Source organism: Pantoea agglomerans, assembly GCF_020149765.1.
Taxonomy (GTDB): Bacteria; Pseudomonadota; Gammaproteobacteria; order Enterobacterales; family Enterobacteriaceae; genus Pantoea; species Pantoea alvi.
Map to the genome: position 1 here is coordinate 2376398 of NZ_CP083809.1, position 20303 is coordinate 2396700.

20 protein-coding genes are annotated in these 20303 nt (G+C 58.2%); 10 read left to right on the top strand and 10 right to left on the bottom strand.

What is annotated here, in order from left to right; genetic code table 11:
* Positions 1-46: 46 nt before the first annotated feature.
* Together LB453_RS14005 and LB453_RS14010 are read left to right on the top strand one after the other, a co-directional pair.
* The gene (locus LB453_RS14005) at positions 47-811 is read left to right on the top strand and encodes an SDR family NAD(P)-dependent oxidoreductase (RefSeq protein WP_224481448.1); all 765 of its coding nucleotides are present in this window, start codon (positions 47-49) and stop codon (positions 809-811) included.
* A gap of 53 nt (positions 812-864) precedes the next feature.
* Entirely contained in the window at positions 865-1152 is a 288-nt protein-coding gene (locus LB453_RS14010) for a hypothetical protein (protein ID WP_103795531.1), read from the top strand.
* Between the two features lie 27 nt (positions 1153-1179).
* Here LB453_RS14010 and LB453_RS14015 read toward each other — a convergent pair whose 3' ends face one another.
* Both LB453_RS14015 and LB453_RS14020 read right to left on the bottom strand, forming a co-directional pair.
* On the bottom strand, positions 1180-1437 hold the full coding sequence (locus tag LB453_RS14015) for a hypothetical protein (protein ID WP_081141082.1): 258 nt from the start codon (positions 1435-1437) through the stop codon (positions 1180-1182).
* Positions 1438-1535: 98 nt separating this feature from the next.
* Positions 1536-2897: a sugar porter family MFS transporter gene (locus LB453_RS14020; protein ID WP_411970225.1), complete on the bottom strand. Its 1362-nt coding sequence runs from the start codon at positions 2895-2897 to the stop codon at positions 1536-1538.
* A gap of 461 nt (positions 2898-3358) precedes the next feature.
* Between LB453_RS14020 and treZ the strand changes: the two genes are divergently transcribed.
* The 4 genes from treZ to LB453_RS14040 all read left to right on the top strand — a co-directional run bounded on the left by treZ (position 3359) and on the right by LB453_RS14040 (position 10321).
* A complete protein-coding gene (gene treZ, locus LB453_RS14025) occupies positions 3359-5146 on the top strand; it encodes a malto-oligosyltrehalose trehalohydrolase (protein ID WP_103795529.1) in 1788 nt (595 codons plus the stop codon).
* A complete protein-coding gene (treY, locus tag LB453_RS14030; RefSeq protein WP_103795528.1) occupies positions 5143-7641 on the top strand; it encodes a malto-oligosyltrehalose synthase in 2499 nt (832 codons plus the stop codon). The genes treZ and treY overlap by 4 nt, the downstream gene beginning before the upstream one ends.
* Before the next feature lie 68 nt (positions 7642-7709).
* Positions 7710-9785 carry a glycogen debranching protein GlgX gene (glgX, locus tag LB453_RS14035; RefSeq protein ID WP_103795527.1) on the top strand — a complete coding sequence of 692 codons (2076 nt, stop codon included), beginning with the start codon at positions 7710-7712 and terminating at the stop codon, positions 9783-9785.
* 350 nt (positions 9786-10135) lie between these two features.
* Positions 10136-10321 (top strand): general stress protein, encoded by a 186-nt coding sequence (locus LB453_RS14040; protein WP_103795526.1) that lies wholly within the window; start codon positions 10136-10138, stop codon positions 10319-10321.
* Between the two features lie 115 nt (positions 10322-10436).
* Here LB453_RS14040 and LB453_RS14045 read toward each other — a convergent pair whose 3' ends face one another.
* Together LB453_RS14045 and uraH are read right to left on the bottom strand one after the other, a co-directional pair.
* Positions 10437-11762, bottom strand: coding sequence for a hypothetical protein (locus LB453_RS14045; protein WP_103795525.1), 1326 nt, complete (start codon positions 11760-11762; stop codon positions 10437-10439).
* Positions 11763-12033: 271 nt separating this feature from the next.
* Entirely contained in the window at positions 12034-12456 is a 423-nt protein-coding gene (gene uraH / locus LB453_RS14050; RefSeq protein WP_103795524.1) for a hydroxyisourate hydrolase, read from the bottom strand.
* Positions 12457-12730: 274 nt separating this feature from the next.
* Here uraH and LB453_RS14055 point away from each other — a divergent pair, with 274 nt between their 5' ends.
* The 4 genes from LB453_RS14055 (at position 12731) to LB453_RS14070 (ending at position 14550) form a co-directional block, all read left to right on the top strand.
* Positions 12731-13348 (top strand): TetR/AcrR family transcriptional regulator, encoded by a 618-nt coding sequence (locus tag LB453_RS14055; protein ID WP_103795523.1) that lies wholly within the window; start codon positions 12731-12733, stop codon positions 13346-13348.
* A gap of 143 nt (positions 13349-13491) precedes the next feature.
* Entirely contained in the window at positions 13492-13695 is a 204-nt protein-coding gene (locus LB453_RS14060; protein WP_103795522.1) for a hypothetical protein, read from the top strand.
* 175 nt (positions 13696-13870) lie between these two features.
* Positions 13871-14113: a regulatory protein YcgZ gene (gene ycgZ, locus LB453_RS14065; protein ID WP_103795521.1), complete on the top strand. Its 243-nt coding sequence runs from the start codon at positions 13871-13873 to the stop codon at positions 14111-14113.
* A 170-nt stretch (positions 14114-14283) separates the two neighbouring features.
* Positions 14284-14550: a hypothetical protein gene (locus LB453_RS14070; protein WP_224481449.1), complete on the top strand. Its 267-nt coding sequence runs from the start codon at positions 14284-14286 to the stop codon at positions 14548-14550.
* Positions 14551-14567: 17 nt separating this feature from the next.
* Here the strand turns inward: LB453_RS14070 and umuC are convergent, their stop codons facing one another.
* From umuC to LB453_RS23365, 6 genes are all read right to left on the bottom strand, one after another.
* Positions 14568-15830 (bottom strand): translesion error-prone DNA polymerase V subunit UmuC, encoded by a 1263-nt coding sequence (umuC, locus tag LB453_RS14075; protein ID WP_103795519.1) that lies wholly within the window; start codon positions 15828-15830, stop codon positions 14568-14570.
* 1 nt (position 15831) lies between these two features.
* A complete protein-coding gene (gene umuD / locus LB453_RS14080) occupies positions 15832-16251 on the bottom strand; it encodes a translesion error-prone DNA polymerase V autoproteolytic subunit (RefSeq protein ID WP_103795518.1) in 420 nt (139 codons plus the stop codon).
* Between the two features lie 1248 nt (positions 16252-17499).
* Positions 17500-17712, bottom strand: coding sequence for a cold-shock protein (locus LB453_RS14085; protein ID WP_103795517.1), 213 nt, complete (start codon positions 17710-17712; stop codon positions 17500-17502).
* Positions 17713-18018: 306 nt separating this feature from the next.
* Positions 18019-18387 (bottom strand): hypothetical protein, encoded by a 369-nt coding sequence (locus tag LB453_RS14090; RefSeq protein WP_146053812.1) that lies wholly within the window; start codon positions 18385-18387, stop codon positions 18019-18021.
* Between the two features lie 672 nt (positions 18388-19059).
* A complete protein-coding gene (gene aqpZ / locus LB453_RS14095) occupies positions 19060-19755 on the bottom strand; it encodes an aquaporin Z (RefSeq protein ID WP_103795515.1) in 696 nt (231 codons plus the stop codon).
* Positions 19756-19826: 71 nt separating this feature from the next.
* On the bottom strand, positions 19827-20180 hold the full coding sequence (locus LB453_RS23365; protein ID WP_318011369.1) for a hypothetical protein: 354 nt from the start codon (positions 20178-20180) through the stop codon (positions 19827-19829).
* Between the last annotated feature and the right edge of the window lie 123 nt (positions 20181-20303).

The window sequence follows — 20303 nt, forward strand, 5'->3', positions numbered from 1 at the left end:
GCCAGGCTTAAAGGTAATGTCATTCACCCCACCATAAGGAGAGAACATGTCGAGATTTACCGGAAAAGTGGTCGTTGTCACCGGGGCGGGTTCGGGTATTGGCCAGGCTACGGCGCAACAGTTTTCCCGTGAAGGCGCCGCCGTGGTGCTGGTGGGCAGAACCGAGGAGAAGCTGCAGAAGACGCTGGGGCTGCTGTCGGCGGGGGATCATCTGGTCGCGCCGTGCGACGTGGCGGAGGTTGACCAGGTTAAAGCGCTGCGCGATCGCGTGGCGGAGAAGTATGGACGCGTCGACGTGCTTATTAACAACGCGGGCAGCGTGGTGCAGGGCCGCATTCATGAGGTGCAGCCGGACGACTGGCACAAGCTGATGAAGGTCGATCTTGACGGCGTTTACTACTGTATCCACCACTTTATGCCCGACCTGCTTAAAACCCGCGGCAACGTGGTGAATATCTCCTCGGTTTCCGGCCTCGGCGGCGACTGGGGCATGAGCGTCTATAACGCGGCGAAAGGCGCAGTCACCAACTTTACCCGCTCGCTGGCGATGGACTACGGCGCCGACGGCGTGCGCGTTAACGCCATCTGCCCCGGCCTGACCTTCACCGATCTGACCGAAGAGATGAAAAACGACGAGGCGCTGATGGAGCGCTTCTACGATCGCATCGCCCTGCGTCGCGCCGGCGAGCCGGACGATATCGCCAGCGCGGTGCTGTTTATCGCCAGCGACGACGCGCGCTATATCACCGGCGTTAATCTGCCGGTCGACGGCGGCATTACCGCCTCGAACGGCCAGCCGAAACAGGCATAACGCGTCACCATCGGCATCGCGCGGTGCGATGCCGTTCACGCTCAGGAGAGACTATGAACCAGGATTATCTGATTTTCGGCGCCGGCTATCACGGCGAAGTCAAAAGCTTTGCAGCGGGTCAGGTCGAAGTTGAGGTGGAGATCAAAGCGCCTGAAGAAACCGAGAGCAGCACCTCGCCAGACCGCGACGTGCTGCAGCGCTACGTGCTGCCGGTTACGGTAATCGCGGTAGACGGCAAACGCTACAACGTGGCGACGGAAGAGAACCCCAGCGAAGATGAGGTTAAACAGGCGGTCGAACGCTGGCATCCGCAGCCGATTCAGGCCGACGAACTGCTGTAGCCGCCTGAGGCGCGGCGTAACAGGCTCCTAAACGCCCGCCTCGGCCTTTTGCATCTCCACCAGCACCAGCGGACACTTCCTCACCTTGCAGGCGTGGCTATAGGCCAGCGCACAGACCGAACAGAGATCGCCCTCCGACTCATATTCATACTCCGTGAAATAACGAACGCCGGCGCGCTGTGACTGCGCGGCGCGGAATGACGCTTCAGCCAGAATCAGATCCAGCTCCCGGAAGGTCAGCGCGGAGGGATTATGAAATCCCACTTTGATTCGATAAGTAGCCATGGTGAGATTATTCATGGGCGGCGCATCGGCCGCCAGACGGTAATAGTATTTGGTGTGATAGCTGCGGATTATCAGCGGGATAATCCGCAGCCTGCGCCTCAGGCCGCGCCGCTGGCGGCGGGATCCTCCGCTTCGCCGAAGCGCTCGCGCATCAGGGTTTCGATCTGCTCCAGCGACTTGCCGCGCGTCTCCGGCAGCATCAGGGCGACAAACGCCAGCGACGCCACGTTAATTGCCGCGAAGATAAAGAAGGTGCTGTTGCCTGCCAGCGCCAGCAGCGGTGGAAAGGCGAAGGCGACCGCCGCGTTGCAGATCCACTGGAAAGAGACGGCGGTGCCGGTCAGCACGCCGCGCACCTTCATCGGGAATAGCTCCGACATCAGCAGCCAGTAGACCGGCGAAATGCACATCTGCATAAAGAACAGGAACAGCATAATGCAGGCGAGCGCCAGCAGGCTCTGGGTCAGATTCTGCGGCATAAAGACCAGCACCGAGCCGAGCGCCAGCTGCGCGGCGATCACGACGCACAGTCCGGTTATCAGCATCGGGCGGCGGCCAAAGCGCCCTACCGCGCGGATACCGGCCATTACCGCCAGCACCGACACCACGCCGTTGCCGATGGTCGCGGCGATAGAGGCGCTGGTGCCCATGCCGGTGGTTTTCAGAATAATCGGCGTGTAGTACATAAAGGCGTTCACGCCGGTGAACTGAATAACGATGCCCATGCCCGCGCCGAGCAGCAGCAGACGCACCACCCACTTCTCGCGCAGCAGCTCGCCAGCCGACGGGCCACGCTCCGCTTCGCGTGCCTGTTTGCGCATCGCCACCATCTCTTTACGCACCTCGCGCGGCGTTTCGCGCAGCTTCCTCATCACGCGCATCGCCTCTTTGATGCGCCCTTCTGCCACCAGCCAGTGCGGCGAGGCGGGCACAAAAAAGGTGCCGATAAACAGCAGCGCGCCGGGGATCATCGCCAGCGCCAGCATATAGCGCCACATTTTCGCATCGTGCAGCAGATAGCTCATCAGCGCGCTGACCACATAGGCGAGCAGCTGCCCGGAGACGATCATCAGCTCGTTGCGGCTGACCAGCGGCGCGCGATGGCGCGGCCCGGCGATCTCGGCGATAAACACCGGCACGGTGGAGGAGCCGCCGCCCACCGCCACACCCAGCAGCAGGCGCATCGCCACCATCACCTCGACGTTGGGCGCAACGGCGGTGCCGATAGCGCCAGCGACAAAGATCAGCGCCAGGCTGCGCAGCGTGATGCGGCGGCCGAAGCGATCTGAGACATAGCCGCTAAGAAAGGCGCCAACCGCAGCGCCGAAGATCAGGGATGAGGTCACCAGCCCTTCGGTAAAGGGGGTGAGATCGAGGCCGCCCTGCGCAGGCGGCAGCGTCATATAGGGCAGCGCGCCGGAAATAATGCCGGTGTCGTAGCCAAAGGCGAGCGCGCCCATTGTCGCCACCAGCACCACAAAAAAGAGTCGCTGGCGAACGGTATCGGCCGACGGCGCGCCGTTGTCGTTTGATTCAGGTTTATTCTGATCCACATTTACTCCATGAGTTTCAACACCCTGAATTTGCTTATAATTTCACCAAATCAGGCAAGAGTAACAAGTATAGATGCACTTTTTAATTTGTGACGACCGTCACCTGTTTTTCCCGCCCCGCGCCGCGTAAGCCCCATTCTGCGCCGTGCCCCGCTCCGGCAACTCCTCCAGCGTGGACTATGATTGATTTTCGTATGGCGTCGTAAAGAGCCGGTTGCGCCGTCACCGCGTTCCGGCGCGGCGGACGCGTCCTCTGCACCGACGGCGCGCCACATACGTTTCCGTCTTACCCTTTGCAGCCTGCATCGCCGGAAGTGAGCCGCGCGGTGTGGTTTATCGATCACATTTGATTCAGACGAGGTTATTGAATGGAGTCAGCATCATTTACCAAAAGCTGGGGCGCGGAGTATGTCGCCAACGATGCGGTCCGCTTCTCTCTCTGGGCCCCCGGTCAACACAGCGTCAACCTGCGTCTTAACGGCAAAGATACGCAAATGAGTCCTGCGGAGGATGGCTGGTTCGAACTGCTCTCGACCGGCGTCGCGCCCGGTAGCGAATATAACTTTGTGCTGGCTGACGGCACGGTGGTGCCCGATCCCGCCTCGCGTGCGCAAAAAGATGAGGTTAACGGCCCGTCGCTGGTCGTGGATCCCACGCGCTACGTCTGGCAGCATCAGGCGTGGCAGGGCCGCCCCTGGGAAGAGAGCGTGGTGTATGAGCTGCATATCGGCACCTTTACCCCGGAAGGCACCTTCCAGGCAGCAATCGAAAAACTCCCCTGTCTGGCAGAGCTGGGCATCACTATGATCGAAGTGCTGCCGGTGTCGCAGTTCGGCGGCAACCGCGGCTGGGGCTACGACGGCGTGCTGCTCTATGCGCCGCACGCCGCCTACGGCACCCCTGACGACTTTAAAGCCTTTATCGACGCCGCGCACGGTCACGGCCTGTCGGTGGTGCTGGATATCGTGCTGAACCACTTTGGCCCGGAAGGCAACTACCTGCCGCTGCTGGCGCCGGACTTTTTCCATAAAGAGCGCGTAACGCCCTGGGGCGCTGGCATCGCCTATGATGTTGACGCCGCGCGCCGCTATATCGTCGAGGCGCCGCTCTACTGGCTGCAGGAGTATCGCCTCGACGGGCTGCGCTTCGACGCCATCGATCAGATCGAAGATAGCTCAGAGAAACATGCGCTGATCGAGATCGCCGAGCGCATCCGCGCGGAGATTTCCGACCGCCCGATCCATCTCACCACCGAAGACAGCCGCAACGTGGTTTTCCTGCATCCGCGCGATGAGCAGGGCAACGCGCCGCTGTTCAGCGGCGAATGGAACGACGACTTCCACAACGCGGTACACGTCTTTGCCACCGGCGAAACCCACGCCTATTACCAGGATTTCACCCCGCACCCGGAACAGCATGTCGCCCGCGTGCTGGCGGAAGGCTTCGCTTATCAGGGCGAAGTTTCGCCCCACAGCGGTGAGGCGCGCGGCGTCGACAGCCGCGGCCAGCCCCCTGCGGCCTTTGTCGACTTTATCCAGAATCATGACCAGGTGGGCAACCGCGCGCAGGGCGACAGGCTGATTAGCCTGATCGGCCCAGCGCGCAACCAGGTGCTGCTCGCCACCCTGCTGCTCTCACCGCATATTCCGCTGCTGTTTATGGGCGAAGAGTATGGCGAGAGCAACCCCTTCCTCTTTTTCACCGATTTTCACGGCGACCTCGCCAAAGCGGTGCGCGAGGGACGCGCGAAGGAGTTTGCTGGTCACGCCGGCCATGAGGGCGAAAGCGTGCCGGATCCCAACGCCGAAGAGACCTTTCTCCGCTCGAAGCTCGACTGGCGCAAGCCGCAGAGCGAAGAAGGCAAGGCCTGGCTTATGCTGTCGCGCCGCCTGCTGGCGCTGCGCCAGCAGCATATCGTGCCGCTGCTCGCCACGGCGGGCGGCCATGCCGGTCGCGTGGAGCGCAGCGAAGAGGGCTTTATTCAGGTGAGCTGGCGCTTCCCCGCCGGCACGCTGTCGCTGGCGCTGAATATCGGCGAAACAGCGCAGCCGCTGCCTGAGCAGCCCGGCGAGACGATTTTCGCCTGGCCGGAGAATAGCCGCGATCTGCCGCAGAACGCCATCGTCGTGCGCCTGGCCAAAGGAGACGCCCAATGACTATTCCCGCCTCAACCTACCGTATTCAGTTTCGCAACGGCATGACCTTCGATCGCGCGGCGGCGCTGGTGCCCTATATCAAACGGCTCGGCATCACTCACCTTTACGCGTCACCGATCTTTACCGCCACCAGCGGCTCGACCCACGGCTACGACGTGACCGACGCCAATGCGATCGATCCCGCTATCGGCGGCCGCGCCGGTTTCGACCGGCTGGTGGAGACGCTGAAGCAGGCGGGCCTTGAGCTGATTATCGATATCGTGCCAAACCATATGGCCGCCTCGCTGGAAAACGCCTGGTGGCGCGATGTGATTGAGCACGGCGAGCAGAGCCGCTATGCGCGCTACTTCGATATCGACTGGACGCGCCGTCTGACGCTGCCCTTCCTGGGCGACAGCTTCGAGGCGGTGCTGGAAAAGGGTGAAATTGCCATCAAGGCGGACCCCGCCAGCGGCAAACCGGCGTTCGCCTATTACGAAAGCTTTTATCCGCTCTCCCCGGCGAGCTGGCAGGGCCGCGAAGCGGAGGTGCTGGCGCTGACCGATAAGGCGCAGATCGCGGCGCTGCACGATCGCCAGCCCTACCGGCTGATGTCGTGGCGCGATGCGCCGCGCGACCTCTCCTACCGGCGCTTTTTCGAAATCACCGGCCTGGCGGGCGTGCGCGTGGAAGATCCGCAGGTCTTCGACGACAGCCACCGGCTGATTCTGGAGCTGGTGCATTCGGGCGCGGTCAGCGGGCTGCGCGTCGATCACGTCGACGGGCTGGCCGATCCCAGGGGCTATCTGGAGCAGCTGCGCCAGCATGCCGGTCCGGAGTGCTATATCACGGTGGAGAAAATCCTCGGCGAAGGCGAGCAGCTTCCGGCGGACTGGCCGGTTTCCGGCACCACCGGCTATGAATTTATCGCCGCGCTCTCCGACGCGCTGGTGGATGGGCGCCAGATCGCCGCGCTGCGCCAGGCCTACGATCAGACGGTGGGCGAGCCGGTCGATATGCGCGCCCAGCTGCGCGCCGCCAAGCTGCTGATGGCGGATAAGAATTTTGAAGGAGAATTTACCACCCTGCTGAAGCTGGCAGGCGCGATCGCCAGCGCTGCCGGGACGCCGCTGGCGGAGAAGGATCTGCGCGCCGCGCTGCGCGAGCTGCTGGTGGCGTTTCCGGTCTATCGCAGCTACGGCACCCCGGCCGGCATGCCGCCGGAGGGCGCGGCCCTGCTGCGACGCGTGGCTGACGCGGTGCGCCGCGACGCGCCCGACCTTTCGCCTGCGGCGCTCGACCTGCTGCTGCACATTATGACCGGCGAACTCGACGACGCCGTCGCGCACGACGCCGCCACCTTCCGCACCCGCTTCCAGCAGCTGACCGGCCCGCTGATGGCGAAATCGGTCGAGGATACGCTCTTTTTCCGCCAGCACACGGCGCTGGCGCTTAACGAAGTGGGCGCGGAACCGCTGCCGCGCCCCTTCTCGCTGGCGCGCTTTCACGACGAAATGCAGCTGCGCCGCGAACGTCAGCCCGACGGCCTTACCGGCACCTCGACGCACGACACCAAGCGCGGCGAAGATGCGCGCGCGCGCCTCTATACCCTGACGGAGTCGCCGCAGCGCTGGGCGCAGCATGTGGCGCGCTGGCGCCAGATGAACCGCAGCGCGGTGGTTGCGCTCGACGGCGGCCCCGCGCCGGAACCGGCGGTAGAGTGGATGCTCTATCAGGCGCTGGCAGGCGTCTGGCCCGCCTCTGGCGCGGCGGACGCCGCCCAGCTGGCGGCTATCGAACCGCGCTTTATCGCCTTCGTTGAAAAAGCGCTGCGCGAGGCCAAGCTGCGCACCAACTGGGCGGACGGCGACGAGGCCTACGAAAAGGCGGTGCTCGACTATGCGCGCCGTCTGCTCTCGCCGGATAACGCCGAGTTCCTCGCCGACTTCAGCCAGGGACTGCTGCCCTTTATCGCCGCGGGCCTGATCAACTCCCTCAGCCAGACGGTGATTAAGCTTACCGCGCCCGGCGTGCCCGATATCTATCAGGGCAGCGAAGCGCTGAACTTCAGCCTGGTGGATCCCGATAACCGGCTGGAGCCTGACTTCGACGCGCTGCAGCGCATGCTGGGCGAGCGCGGCGATTTCTCCGCGCCCGAAGGATGGCAAAGCGGCCAGCTCAAGCAGCAGACCATCGCTACCCTGCTGCCGCTGCGCCAGCAGTATCACGCCCTGTTCCGCCACGGCGACTATCTGCCGCTGGTGGTCAACGGTACGGAAGCCTCGCATGCGGTCGCCTTCGCCCGCGCCGATGCCCAGCAGGCGCTGATTGTGGTGGTGCCGCGCCTCGCGTTCGCCCGCCAGCGCTTCAGCGACGCGACGTCGATTACCCTGAAGGAGCCGCTGGCGCAGCGCCGTTACCGCAACGTTTTCACAGATGAAACCTGTGACCTGACCGACCGGCTCAGCCTTGAGGCACTCAACAGCGGCGCGCCGCTGGTGCTGATTAGCGTCTGACAGAATGAAAAACGATGTCATTCATCGCGGTTTTTGTGGATAGCATGTTACTGAATGGAGAGGGATAAATGTCTGAGGCTACAGAGTTTACTATTACATCAGGTTCGGGACAGCAGCTGGGGGCCAACTACGACGGCGAAGGCGTGAATTTTGCCATCTTTTCCGCCCACGCCGAGCGCATTGAGCTCTGTCTGTTCGATGAGAGCGGCAAGAATGAGATCGCGCGCCTCGAGCTGCCGGAGTTTACCCATGAGGTGTGGCACGGCTACGTGCCGGGCCTGAAGCCCGGCGCGCTTTATGGCTATCGCGTTTACGGCCCTTACGACCCGGAGAACGGCCATCGCTTTAACCCCAACAAGCTGCTCATCGATCCTTACGCGCGCGAACTGGCGGGCGATATCGAGTGGAACGAGGCGCACTTCGCCTATGAGCTGCTGCATGAGGATAAAGATCTGACGTTCGACACGCGCGACAGCGCGCCTTTTATGCCCAAGTGTCGGGTCATCGATCCCAACGAGTTTGACTGGCAGGACGATAACCGTCCGAGCATTCCCTGGTCGAACACGGTGATCTACGAGACGCACGTAAAGGGGTTCACCCAGCTTAATCCGGCGCTGCCGGAGACGCTGCGCGGCACCTACGAAGGCATGGGGCATCAGGCCACGGTTGACTACATTAAAAGCCTGGGCATCACCTCGGTTGAGCTGCTGCCGGTACACTGGTTCCCGGACGATCAGCACCTGCTGGACCGGGGGCTGAAAAATTTCTGGGGCTACAACTCCATCGGCTTTTTCGCCCCCGCGCCGCGCTACTACGGCCCGCGCGGCATTCAGGGCTTCCGCGATATGGTGCGCGCCTTCCACGACGCCGGCGTCGAAGTGATCCTCGACGTGGTCTACAACCACACGGCGGAAGGCAACGAGCTTGGCCCGACGCTCTCCTTTAAGGGCATCGACAACTTCTCCTACTACCGCACCCTGCCCGATCAGCACCGCTACTACATCAACGATACCGGCACCGGCAACACGGTGAATACCTCTCATCCGCGCGTGCTGCAGATGGTGCTGGACTCCCTGCGCTACTGGGCGGAATCGATGCATATCGACGGGTTTCGTTTCGACCTCGGCACCATCCTCGGCCGCGAGCCGGAAGGCTTCGACCAGCGCGGCGGGTTCTTCGACGCCATTATGCAGGACCCGGTGCTGTCGAAGCTGAAGCTGATCGGCGAACCCTGGGATATCGGCCCCGGCGGCTATCAGGTCGGTGGCTTCCCGCCGGGCTGGGCGGAGTGGAACGATAAATACCGCGATACGGTGCGCGAATACTGGAAAGGCGACAACGTCTCCACCGACTTCGCCGCGCGCCTGCTCGGCTCCGGCGATCTCTACGATCAGCGCGGCCGTCGTCCCTGGGCAAGCGTCAACTTTATCACCGCCCATGACGGCTTTACGCTGAACGATCTGGTCTCCTACAACGAGAAGCACAACGACGACAACGGCGAGGATAACAACGACGGGCACAACGATAACCGCTCTTATAACTACGGCGCGGAGGGGGCGACCGAGGATGAAGGGATTAACGCGGTGCGCGAGCGCCAGAAGCGTAACTTCCTCGCCACCCTCTTCTTCTCCCACGGCACGCCGATGCTGCTGGCGGGCGATGAGTTCGGACGCAGCCAGCTGGGCAACAACAACGGCTACTGTCAGGACAGCGAGATCTCCTGGGTACACTGGGAGAACCTCCCTGCCAGCGCAGAGGCGCTGCGCGAGTTTACGCGCCACGTTATCCGCCTGCGCGCCGAGCAGCCGCTGCTGCGCCGCGAGAGCTGGCGTGACGGCATGGAGATCAAGTGGTTTAACGCCGGCGGCGGCTTCCAGCAGGAGGAGCAGTGGGAGGAAGGCTCGACGCTGGGCGTCTATATCGGCCGTCCTGATCTGCAAACCGAAGAGGGTATCTGGCACGACGTGCTGATGCTGATCAACCCGTTTGAGGGCACGGTGCCGTTCCGCATTCCGCAGTTTGGCGAAGGCGGCTGGGTGCTGGAGCTTACCACCTCCGACAACGACAACAAGGGGCTGGTGATTACCAAAGAGAAGGACTTTGAGCTGGAGGGGCGCAGTCTTGCGCTGTTCCGTCGGCCGTAACCCCGTGGTAGCCACCTGACCCCGCGTCCTGTGTAAACAGCGCCCCGATCCCCGGGCGCTGTTTTTTTAAGCTGGAGATAAAAAACCGCCTTTTTTAATGTGATCAACATCACATTTCCGCACAATGGGACAAATTGTACAACTCATTTCACAGTTGTACAAAATGCGAAAAAATCTCTTTCTGAGATAGATGATTAGAAACCTCACTATTAGGAAACGATTACTCACCCCCTCCTCCACGCCTTAAGTTTCATCCATTATGCTACATTGCTAAATTGCTCTTCACCTTACATAGTTAAAACGCATTGAAACTCTTTTTTAATTATTATTTTATACAGAGAGGAATTGATATGACTCAGCGACGTGGTGGAGCAGGTAACTTTGCTGAAAATCCCGACAGAGCGCGTGAAGCGGGAAAAAAAGGCGGGCAGATGAGCAGCGGTAATTTTAAATATAACCGCGAGCGCGCGGTCGAGGCGGGACGCGTCGGCGGCAAACTCAGCCGCCGTACTGCGGCGGATAAAAGCGCCAGTTAAAAATAAAAGGCCGGGCGTTATCCTCCCGGCCTTTTATTTCCGGCTGACCGCACTCAGCCGCTATTTATTTTTTCTTACTCTCTTCTTTTATTCAGGCCGTCCATTTAATAAATAATTAGCCGCGCTCGGTCTGGCAGGCATGATTATTTTTCCGCACGCGCTCCGCAACCCGGTCCCGACCCTTATTACCCCCCAGCTGAGACGCCAGCACCCGGCGCAGCACCTGAACATAATCCATGACCAGACCCGGCGTCCACGTCATCCCCTCCGCCCGGCTGCGGATCAGGCTCAGCAGCCAGAAGTCAGGATCGAGCAGCGCCGCGTAGCCGCGCACGCCGCGCAGCCCCAGCAGGCCTTCGGTGGCGACGTCCAGCGCCTGCATTACGCTGGTGGAGCAGTTGCGCGACGTCAGGTTGTAGCGACAATCCTGGCCCTGGCTCGCCCAGTAGTTGATCAGCGCCTGCTGGTTATAGTGCGGCAGCGAAAGGCGCTTATCGGGCAGGCACCACTCTTTGATCTCCCGCTCAAGCGAGCGCTGGTGAAAGCCGGCAACGTCGTTCTCTTCACGCGCGTGCAGCATCTGTAGCACGCCGCCCAGCGTGCCGGTTATATCCTCCACCGGATAGAGGCTGACGTAGAGCCTGTCGCCCATCGCCAGCGAGGTATGACCGGTAGAAACCTGGCCGCGGTGATCGATAGCGGCGACCCAGCGATCAAACCAGGGACGACGACCGGCAACGCTGCCCGATCCCAGCGGCGTCCAGATATAGATGGTCAGCGGCTCGCTGGCGGGCGTACCGTCGCAGGGAACGTGGCGGTAATCGAGCCCGTGCGGATTACGCACCCCTTTACGGGTAAACAGCGGCAGCGCCGCTACGCTGGTCTCCGGCGGCAAGGCGCGGATTTGCCAGGCGATCTGCAGCAGCGAGAGCGCCCAGCCCAGCAGCACCACGGCGAATCCAGCCGGGATCAGCACGCGATGGGGCAGCGGCCAGTCCGTGACGATCATCAGGCTGAGCAGCCATTCGCCGCCGCCGATCGCCAGCTTGCAGTGCCAGCGGCGACAGCGCATCAGCGCGCAGGCGATAATGCGAAAACCGCCGTCCAGCAAAAAGGCGAGCGCAAACAGCCAGGCGCCACAGCTCCCTTTCTCGTGCGGCGCAGCCAGCAGCGCCGCGCCCAGCAGCAGCAGCGTCAGCGCTTTGCTCTGCGCCGCCCAGCCGCGCTCAAACCCGGCGCACGCACGCCAGGCCTGGATAAGTCCTTCGGCGAGGAGAAAAAGGCTCAGCAGGCAGAGCGGTACGGAGAGGGTGGCGTGATAAAAACTCTCCAGCACAATGGCCGCGCTGGCACTGAGGCACAGCGTGCCGGCCGCCAGCAGAGCTGGCCAGCTGGCGCGCAGCACTGGCGCGCCGATTAACAAAAAAAGCAGTCGCAGCAAAAAGGTAGGCTCCGGTCAAAACAATCAGCATCTGGTTTGACTGACAAAGTGCGCTACGGCACCAGGCGTTCCCTCTCTCCTGAGCAGGCGCCTGACCTGCCGTTATCAGCTGCTGCAGCCTACGTAATAAAGATTAGTTTTCGCTTAATTTCGCCGCGTTGCGCGCCGGTCCGCGATTGATCTGTTACCCGGCCCGGTAAAAAAAAGGCCTGAGCGCTATCCCGCGTCAGGCTGTTTTTTATCTGATGCCGCTTAGTTGCCGCGACAGGTCTTAGTTGCCGCGATAGGTAGAGTAGCCGTAAGGGCTGAGCAGCAGCGGGATATGGTAGTGCTGGCTGGTGTTCTCCAGGGTAAAGATCACCGGGATTTCCGGGAAGAAAGTCTTCTGCTTCACGCCAGCGTAGTAGTCGCCGGTTTTGAACACCACCTTATAGGTGCCCTGTTCCGCCTGCTTGCCCGCAGGATAGAGCGCGCTGATGCGGCCGTTGGCGTCGGTGACCCCCTCGGCGAGCTTAACCCAGCTGCCGTTGCGGTTTTGATCCAGCTCCACCGCCACGCCAGCGGTAGGAATACCGGTTTGCAAATTCAGCACGTGAACGCTGATGGGGTTTTTCATCGTGGCAGGTTCAGCCGCCGTGGCAGAGAAAGTGAATGCCACAAGCGCTGCGGCACCAAACGTTGAGAGAGATTTCATAAGTCATCCTTTTTTATGTTGACGTCCACAGGTTAGGCCAGCGCGCCGGCAGCGTAAAAATTATCGCTGCATATCTGAAATTTCTGAGCGCGCGCGTCCGCCATAGCGCTGCCCGTTCTGGTTAATAAAAGTAATTATTTAGCCTGCTTATTTCTCTCGCTGTCGCCTGTGACGCATTTGTTTTAACCCACGCACCGCACCGCCAGACTTTTATTTTTTTCCTGAGGCTTGCGATTGTGGTAATTTGGCAGCAAATACCTTTTCAAACTGAGCAATGACGACATCCCGGACATCCGCCGCGCCGGTCAGAGAGCGCGGCAGGCCCAGAGCCTTCGATACCGATACCGCCCTCGATAACGCAATGATTGTCTTCCGGCAAAAAGGCTTCCACGCCTCGTCGGTGGCCGATCTCAGCGAAGCGATGAACCTGACGGCAGGCAGTATCTATAAGGCTTTTAAAGACAAGCGTACCCTGTTCCTGCGCGTATTTGAGCGCTATATCAGCGTGCGCGGTGCCGACCTGCGCGCGCGTCTTCAGCCGCATACCACCGGCAGAGCGCGCATTGCCGAGCTGCTGCAGTTTTACCTCGACTCCGCGCGTGAAATCGAAGGTCGCCGCGGCTGCCTGGTGGTCGGCAGCACCGTCGAGCTGCAGAGCCTGGATACTGAACTCTCCGACCTGGTGCGTCAGGCGGTGCTGCGCAACCGCAACTTTTTAATCTCCCTGATTCGCGAAGGGCAAGAGGATGGATCGGTCTCTGCTGCGCTGGATGCGGAGACGGCAGCGGGCCTGCTGCTGTGCGTGGCGTTCGGCATGCGCGTGGTTGGCAAAGTTCAGGATGTGACTAATGGAGCAGAAACGATTAATATGCTGCTTGGCATTCTGGATTAATTCATTTGGCCTATTAGGAAATAATTATTTCCTAAATATATTGCGCGCCGCATCTTTTTTTCACACGGCCGATTTTCGATAAAGCAGTAAAAAAGTTAATGTACCAGAGATTACCTATTTGCTATCGCCTTCCAGGAGACAGAGTGAACCACAATGAAACTGCTGACAACCAGGAAGTTTATGCTCTGCTAGGCCGCGTGGTGGCGCAACTTCTGCAACCTGGCGAAGCGCTTCCGCTACAGGAAATTATTGGCGCGCTTTACCGCGCAGGCGCGCGGGCGCAGGATGAAGAGACCAAAGCCGCCTGCGAGCGCGCCATTCGCCTGCTGGCCAGTAAATTAAACTGACGCCAGGCCGTGCCCGCTCTCAGCTAACCCGTTGTTAATATTGCTATAGCGATAAAGCACAAAAAATAAACGCCCGCCAGTGCAGGTAATTCTGTACAAGCTTGCATAAGTTGTATAACTTTAAGCATCGCTTAGCTGATTACATTTTAACCATACGGATATTTAAGGGTTGCTTATGCGCCAGACTGGAAACAGGTCAACCGCAGCCAGTGATATTGCTCACTACTTCAATCAGGCCGTGCTGCCGTGCCAGCAGGAAACCTTAGGTGAAATTGTGGTCGAGATTCTGCGCGCCGGTAAACAGCTCAATCGGAAAATGCTCTGCACAAAGCTGCTTGCGCGTCTTGAGCTGGCATCCACTCCGGAAGAAGAGCAGCACTATCAAAAACTTATTGGCCTGCTATTTAAGCGTGAATGATAAATTGCAGGCTGCCATTGCGTTCGTCCCCCGCCCGCAGCATGATTCACAGTGGAACGTGTCAGGGAGAGCATGTTGACGGACACTGGCCACAGGCGAAGTTGCACACAGCCAGCGCGCCTTCCGTCTCTCTCCCGTTAACGGGCAACACTGTAATAAGAGATGCGGCTATGCAAAGAAGTAAGATTGAAAAACTCACTGATTACCTGATTGGCGAAGCGGTCACCGCGCTGCTTGAACAAAATGCCTCAATTTCAGGCGCCTCGCTGGCGAATCGCCTGAAAGCGATGGCGATGACGGAGCGCGACAGCGACAGGAAACAGGCGCTGACGCTGGCGCTGGCGGAGATACGCCAGGAGTTCCCCTCGGCGCGCGCCGTCACCGAACCCCCGCGCGGCTATAGCGAACCGCTCCCCTCCAGCGTGAAGAAACACTGAGACATCAGGCCGCTCGCTTATTTGACGATCGGCAAATCTGAAAAGCGCGTGGTATAAGCTGGCGACAGCATCTCTCGCTTCATGGCCCAGCTCTTTTCGATGCCCTGCCCGGCAAACCAGAGCGTTCCCCTGCCCGCCTGATTAATTCTGTCGATCACCTGCATCAGCGCCTCGCTGTTGGCTCGCGGCCCGTAAGCGTCAAATAGCTGGAGCTGCGCCACGCCCTGGCTGAAAAAATCCCCCAGCATAACGCCCGCCTTCATATAGCGGTAGCCGTCCAGCCAGATGCGATCCAGCGCCTCTGTTGCAATGCGGACGATATCGCGGGTGTCGTTTGACGGCGTCAGCAGCTGCCCCATAGCCTGATTGCCATAGTAGGCTTCGTTTTCCGCGTGCGGGCTGGTCTTCAGGAATACCGCGATCTGCCGGCAATACTGGTTTTCCTGCCGCAGCTTTTCCGCTGCCCGCTCGGCGTACTGACAAACCGCCTGCCGCACGTCACCGTACTCGGTAAGGCGCGTGCCAAACGAACGTGAGCAGACGATTTGCTGTTTGGTCGGCACCATCTCCTCCAGGTCCAGGCAGGCTTCCCCGCGCAGCTCGCGCACCGTGCGCTCCAGCACCACGTTGAAGTGCTTGCGTATGACCCAGGTAGAGCTGTCAGCCAGCTGCAGCGCGTTTTCGATGCCCATCTGCTGCAGCTTTTTCCCGATGCGCGCGCCGACGCCCCACACCTCTTCTACCGGCACCAGCGCCATCAGCTTACGCTGCCGCTCGGCGTGCGACAGGTCGACCACGCCTTGCGTAGCGCGATATTTTTTCGCCGCGTAGTTGGCCAGCTTCGCCAGCGTCTTGGTGGGCGCAATTCCAACGCCCACCTGCAGATGCAGCTCCCGCTTCACGCGCGCCTGCACCGCCCGGCCAAAGGCCTCCAGCGGCTGGCAAAAGCTGACGCCGCTCAGGTCGAGAAAGGCCTCATCGATGCTGTACATCTCCACCGCTGGTGCCATCTCCTCCAGCGTGGTCATGACCCGCAGGCTCATATCGGCATAGAGCGCATAGTTAGAGCTGAAAACCTGCACCCTGTGCTGGCGCAGCGCCTCTTTCAGCTTAAAAAAGGGGGCGCCCATGCTGATGCCGAGCGCTTTGGCCTCTGCGCTGCGGGCAATAACGCAGCCGTCGTTGTTGGAGAGCACCACGACGGGAACCCCCTGTAAATCGGGGCGAAAGACGGTTTCACAGCTGGCGTAAAAGCTGTTCACGTCCACCAGCGCGTACATATCAGTGCGTCGATTTAATGACGTAGGTGACGACGCCGAATACCTGCAGACCTTCGGGCGTATTGATGGGGATGGGGCTGTGTTTGCTGTTGGCGGGCATCAGCAGCACCGAGGGGTGGATGCGAAGCTGCTTGATGGTAAATTCACCGTCAATGGCGGCGACGATAATATCGCCATGTTTTGCCGTCAGCGAGGAGTCGACGACAATCATATCCCCTTCGCAGATGCCCGCGTCGATCATTGAATCGCCGCTGACGCGGAGAAAGTAGGTTGCGCTGGGGTGCTGCACCATCAGATCATTCAGGTCGATACGTTTTTCGATGTAATCCTGCGCCGGCGACGGGAAACCACAGGGCACGCGCTCAATATAAAGCGGCAAAGGCAACAGGTCGCGGACTTCCGCGGGGCGATATAACTTCATGAGAAAGACTCCTTCTGCTGGATACTGTATATAAATACAGTAATATCAAACTCATGGTTTAGGCAAGGCGCAGCGACAGCAAAAATGTTGAAGCCACTGACGCCGAAGGGATTATTTTTTGTAAGCCTGGAGCCTGCGGCGCCGTCCTGAACAAAATATCGACTTAATTCAAACTGATATGGCGATAATATGCGCGACGCCTGCTCAACTCACGCTCAGCTTTATCTGCTGGCGACGCCGCGATGCCGTTGCCTGTTCCTCTGCCGTATCGCCTCCCCTCTCTTTCTGTCGTCCGGTCAAAATGGATTGGGTCGTTGTTGCAGATAAAAGAGAGGTACGCTATCGCCAGAGGTATTAACCCCCCCTTTCTTTACTGGAAAAGGCTAAAATCGCTATATTAATAGCAGCCATATAATAACATCACCTTGAAAGGTAGAAGCCAGATCGTTAGAGGCTAAAACAATTATTTATTTTTAAATCAATAGCGGCCTTTATTAACTGTGTTATGCTTAAAATTAATTCTGAGCCGAAGCCTCCACCAGAGATATTGCTCGACGAGTCCGTTTTATATCTGCTATGACTCCCCCCTGCTTTGCGGGGGTATTTTTTATTTTCTTTGCTCACCTCTGATGCTTTTTTATCTCTTTTTTCCACGACAGCGCGCGTCACCTCTGCTGCAACTGCTGCTCAGCAGGAAAGCGTGGCCCATCCAGCACGCTCCAGTTATCTTGCTGTCAGAGGCGACTTGCGGAGCATTCTTAGTAATCGTTTTCAGAATTAAAAAAGCAATATATTTCAACCACTCCATTTCTACAGAAACCTAATGGTTAGACCTCTACATATATATATCGCCCTTCTTACAGGCAATTATCCCAGGGGTTGGCTATATTTAAGCGGCTCGGTAATGAAATCCACGAACCTTACTGAGCGGCTGTTACTCCAACCCCTTGCCCCCTTTTGGGGGCTTTTTTTTTGCTGGCGTAAGGCGCTGACGTCATCAGGCGTGCCGCTGTTCCTGCGGCAATAAAAAAGGCATCCCGGAGGATGCCTTAACAGGCGGATGCGCGGCTTTTACTCTCTCTTCTGCAAGAGAGCGGCAAAACCCTTAACGTTCGGAGATGTCGGCAAGAATCATAGCGCTTTTGCAAAAAATGCATGTCGCGCCATAAGGATTGCTATTGCACCGTTCGAACGCAGAGACAGGATGCTGTACCCGGTCACCGGAAGCGTCTGGCTGCAAGGCTAATCTTAAAGCCCCACAACGTTTACGGCTGACGGCCCCTTTGGCCCCTGCTCAACAGAAAACTCAACGCGCTGACCTTCGTCAAGCGAGCGATAATCCGTGCCCTGAATAGCAGAAAAGTGGACGAAAACGTCTTTACCGCCATCTTCCGGAGAGATAAAACCAAAACCTTTCTCTGCGTTAAACCACTTCACGGTTCCGAAAATTTTATTCGACATAATATAAAACCTTTTTAGTTAGCCTTACGGCATAAGAGGCTGAATGGCAGAAATAAATCAGAACCTGAGGTAGACTCAAAAAGAAAGGCTTGTTGTGGCGCCCACTGAGATGAGAAATACAATATAAACTAACTCTGAAATTGTCTGCTAATCAGACTGACAAACGATTAACGCACGCGCGCCACAGATAAGCAAGCTAAACGTCAATCTGTCTTCCCAGAAAATATTAGCGCACCGCGGGCTGTTGGCTACGCAGAGAGGCAGCCTCAGCCGCCTCTTTCGCGCGTCGTCTCGCTTGTGCTGCCGCTACTCCTGCTGCATCAGCGCGCTCTTCATCGCCTGTTCGCTGCTGAGGCGTTTGCGTGCAAGACTATTGAATTTCGCCAGCCATACAGAATATTGATCGACAAGCCTTTGCGCTTCCGCCTCATTTTCGGCGTAGCAGAGAAAGATGCGGCTTTTAGTATTGCTGTGTTCATCAATGGCATACACTTCAAAATCCGCGCCATACTGGCTGTATATAATGGCGGTAAAAGAGATTTTCTCCCAGGACTCTATTTTATTTTGAAACTGCTTATAGTTCACTTTATTCACCTGATAATAATTAATGCGCGCATCCGGGTATAAGCCGGGCCTGAGCATTATAATGCAGGGAGATAAAAGATAATTGTTCAAAAAAGTCATTTCCCGCTTACGCTTTCACAGGGCATGCATAGCCCAGGCTGTAAACGGAATAAAGCATCTTTCTTAAAGATATTTAGCGTTGTGCCGCTGCGTTGCGCCAGATGCAGCGGTATTTTTACCGTTTCGTTTTAAACGATCACAAGATACATTTTTCTGCGTCAACAGAGGAGGGAGGCACCAGTCTGTCGCCAATTATTTCAAAGGCCATTTGTCGAAAATAAGCGGCAGTAATGGGAATTGCCGTTTGTGGCCGATACCAGCCGTATTGCGATAAATAGTACCAGACCTGCAAAGGCTCGCTGCCCGATCGCACCCAGTAGAAACCCTCTTTCATCAGTGACTCGCTCAGCTAACGCTGTTTTAAAGACACTCATGTATGTCTAATAGTGAGCAGCGTCTTATAGCGACGCCGCAAAGGGTTTTCCTGCGCTCATGACAACGTACCCAGAAAGCAAAGAATAGCACCTTTTATGCTGAATCACCTACGCTATTACAAATATATATTTATAACGCAGCGCTTATTTTGCTGTTAGCTGGCGCTCAGCCGTTACGCTTAACGTCATTTTCCCATAGAAATAATAAGGCCTTTTTGATCAAATAATGCGGATAAAAAAACCTCGCCAGATAGCGAGGTTTTTAAACGACCGACAGCGCGCGTGATAATTAATCTTTAGATTGCAGCAGGAAGCGGTAAATAAGGCCGCCGATACAGCCGCCGACAATCGGCACCAGCCAGAAAAGCCAGAGCTGCTGCAGCGCCCAGGTTCCCTGGAAAAGCGCAACCGCCGTACTGCGCGCCGGATTGACCGAGGTATTGGTTACCGGAATGCTGATCAGGTGGATCAGGGTCAGCGCCAGACCGATCGCGACGGGTGCCAGGCCTGCTGGCGCTTTTTTGTCGGTTGCGCCATGAATAACGATCAGGAAGAACATGGTCAGCACCAGCTCGATAATAACGGCTGCCTGTAAGGAGTAGCCGCCCGGCGAATGCTCGCCAAAGCCGTTAGAGGCGAAGCCGCTGGCGGTCGCATCAAAGCCCGCTTTGCCGCTGGCGATAAGATAGAGAACGCCCGCTGCGGCGATACCGCCAGCAACCTGCGCGATAATATAAGGAACGACGCCTTTCACGCTAAAGCGACCGCCCGCCCACAGGCCCAGCGTCACGGCAGGATTGAAATGGCCGCCGGAGATATGCCCAACCGCACAGGCCATGGTCAGGACCGTCAGGCCGAAGGCGAGCGCCACCCCGGCGAAGCCAATGCCTGATTGCGGAAAGGTGGCAGCGAGCAGCGCGCTTCCGCAACCACCAAATACCAGCCAGAACGTGCCGAAAAATTCAGCCGCAGTTTTTTTTAACATCATATACCCCTGGTTTTTTACAACAATAATGGCGCGCGTTAATTACCCGCACGCCAGTCTGAACAAAACGGTTAATTTTTATTGGCCCTCGCGTTGAAATAACGCCTACCGATGCTTATCACGCCTGTTTTTTGCCGGTCTGAAAATCGGCAAAAAAATACCCTGAATAAACAGGGTAAATTTAAAAAAGCCAAAAACACAAAGATTACATTTTGATGAGGTTGTGTGATTCGGGTCACATAACAACACTCGCCGCTGATTATAACTTTTCCGCCGCTCTCTTTTATGATCTTCGTCAATTCTGACTGGCGCGGATTTTCGCCGCCCTTCTCCAGTGAAAACATGAGTTGCAAATAAGTAATTAAATATGCCTGACGGAAAGCACCTGGCTGCGCCTGTAATAGCGTGACGGTCGTTTTTATCACCAGCCAGCGCCGCCCTTCTCTGCAGGGCGGCGTCGCCAGCGAGCCGATAACGCGATAGCAGGAAGGAGCGAAGAAGATTCACCCGACTGTCAGTAACAACGGCGTAAGTTATTTGCGGCGCTA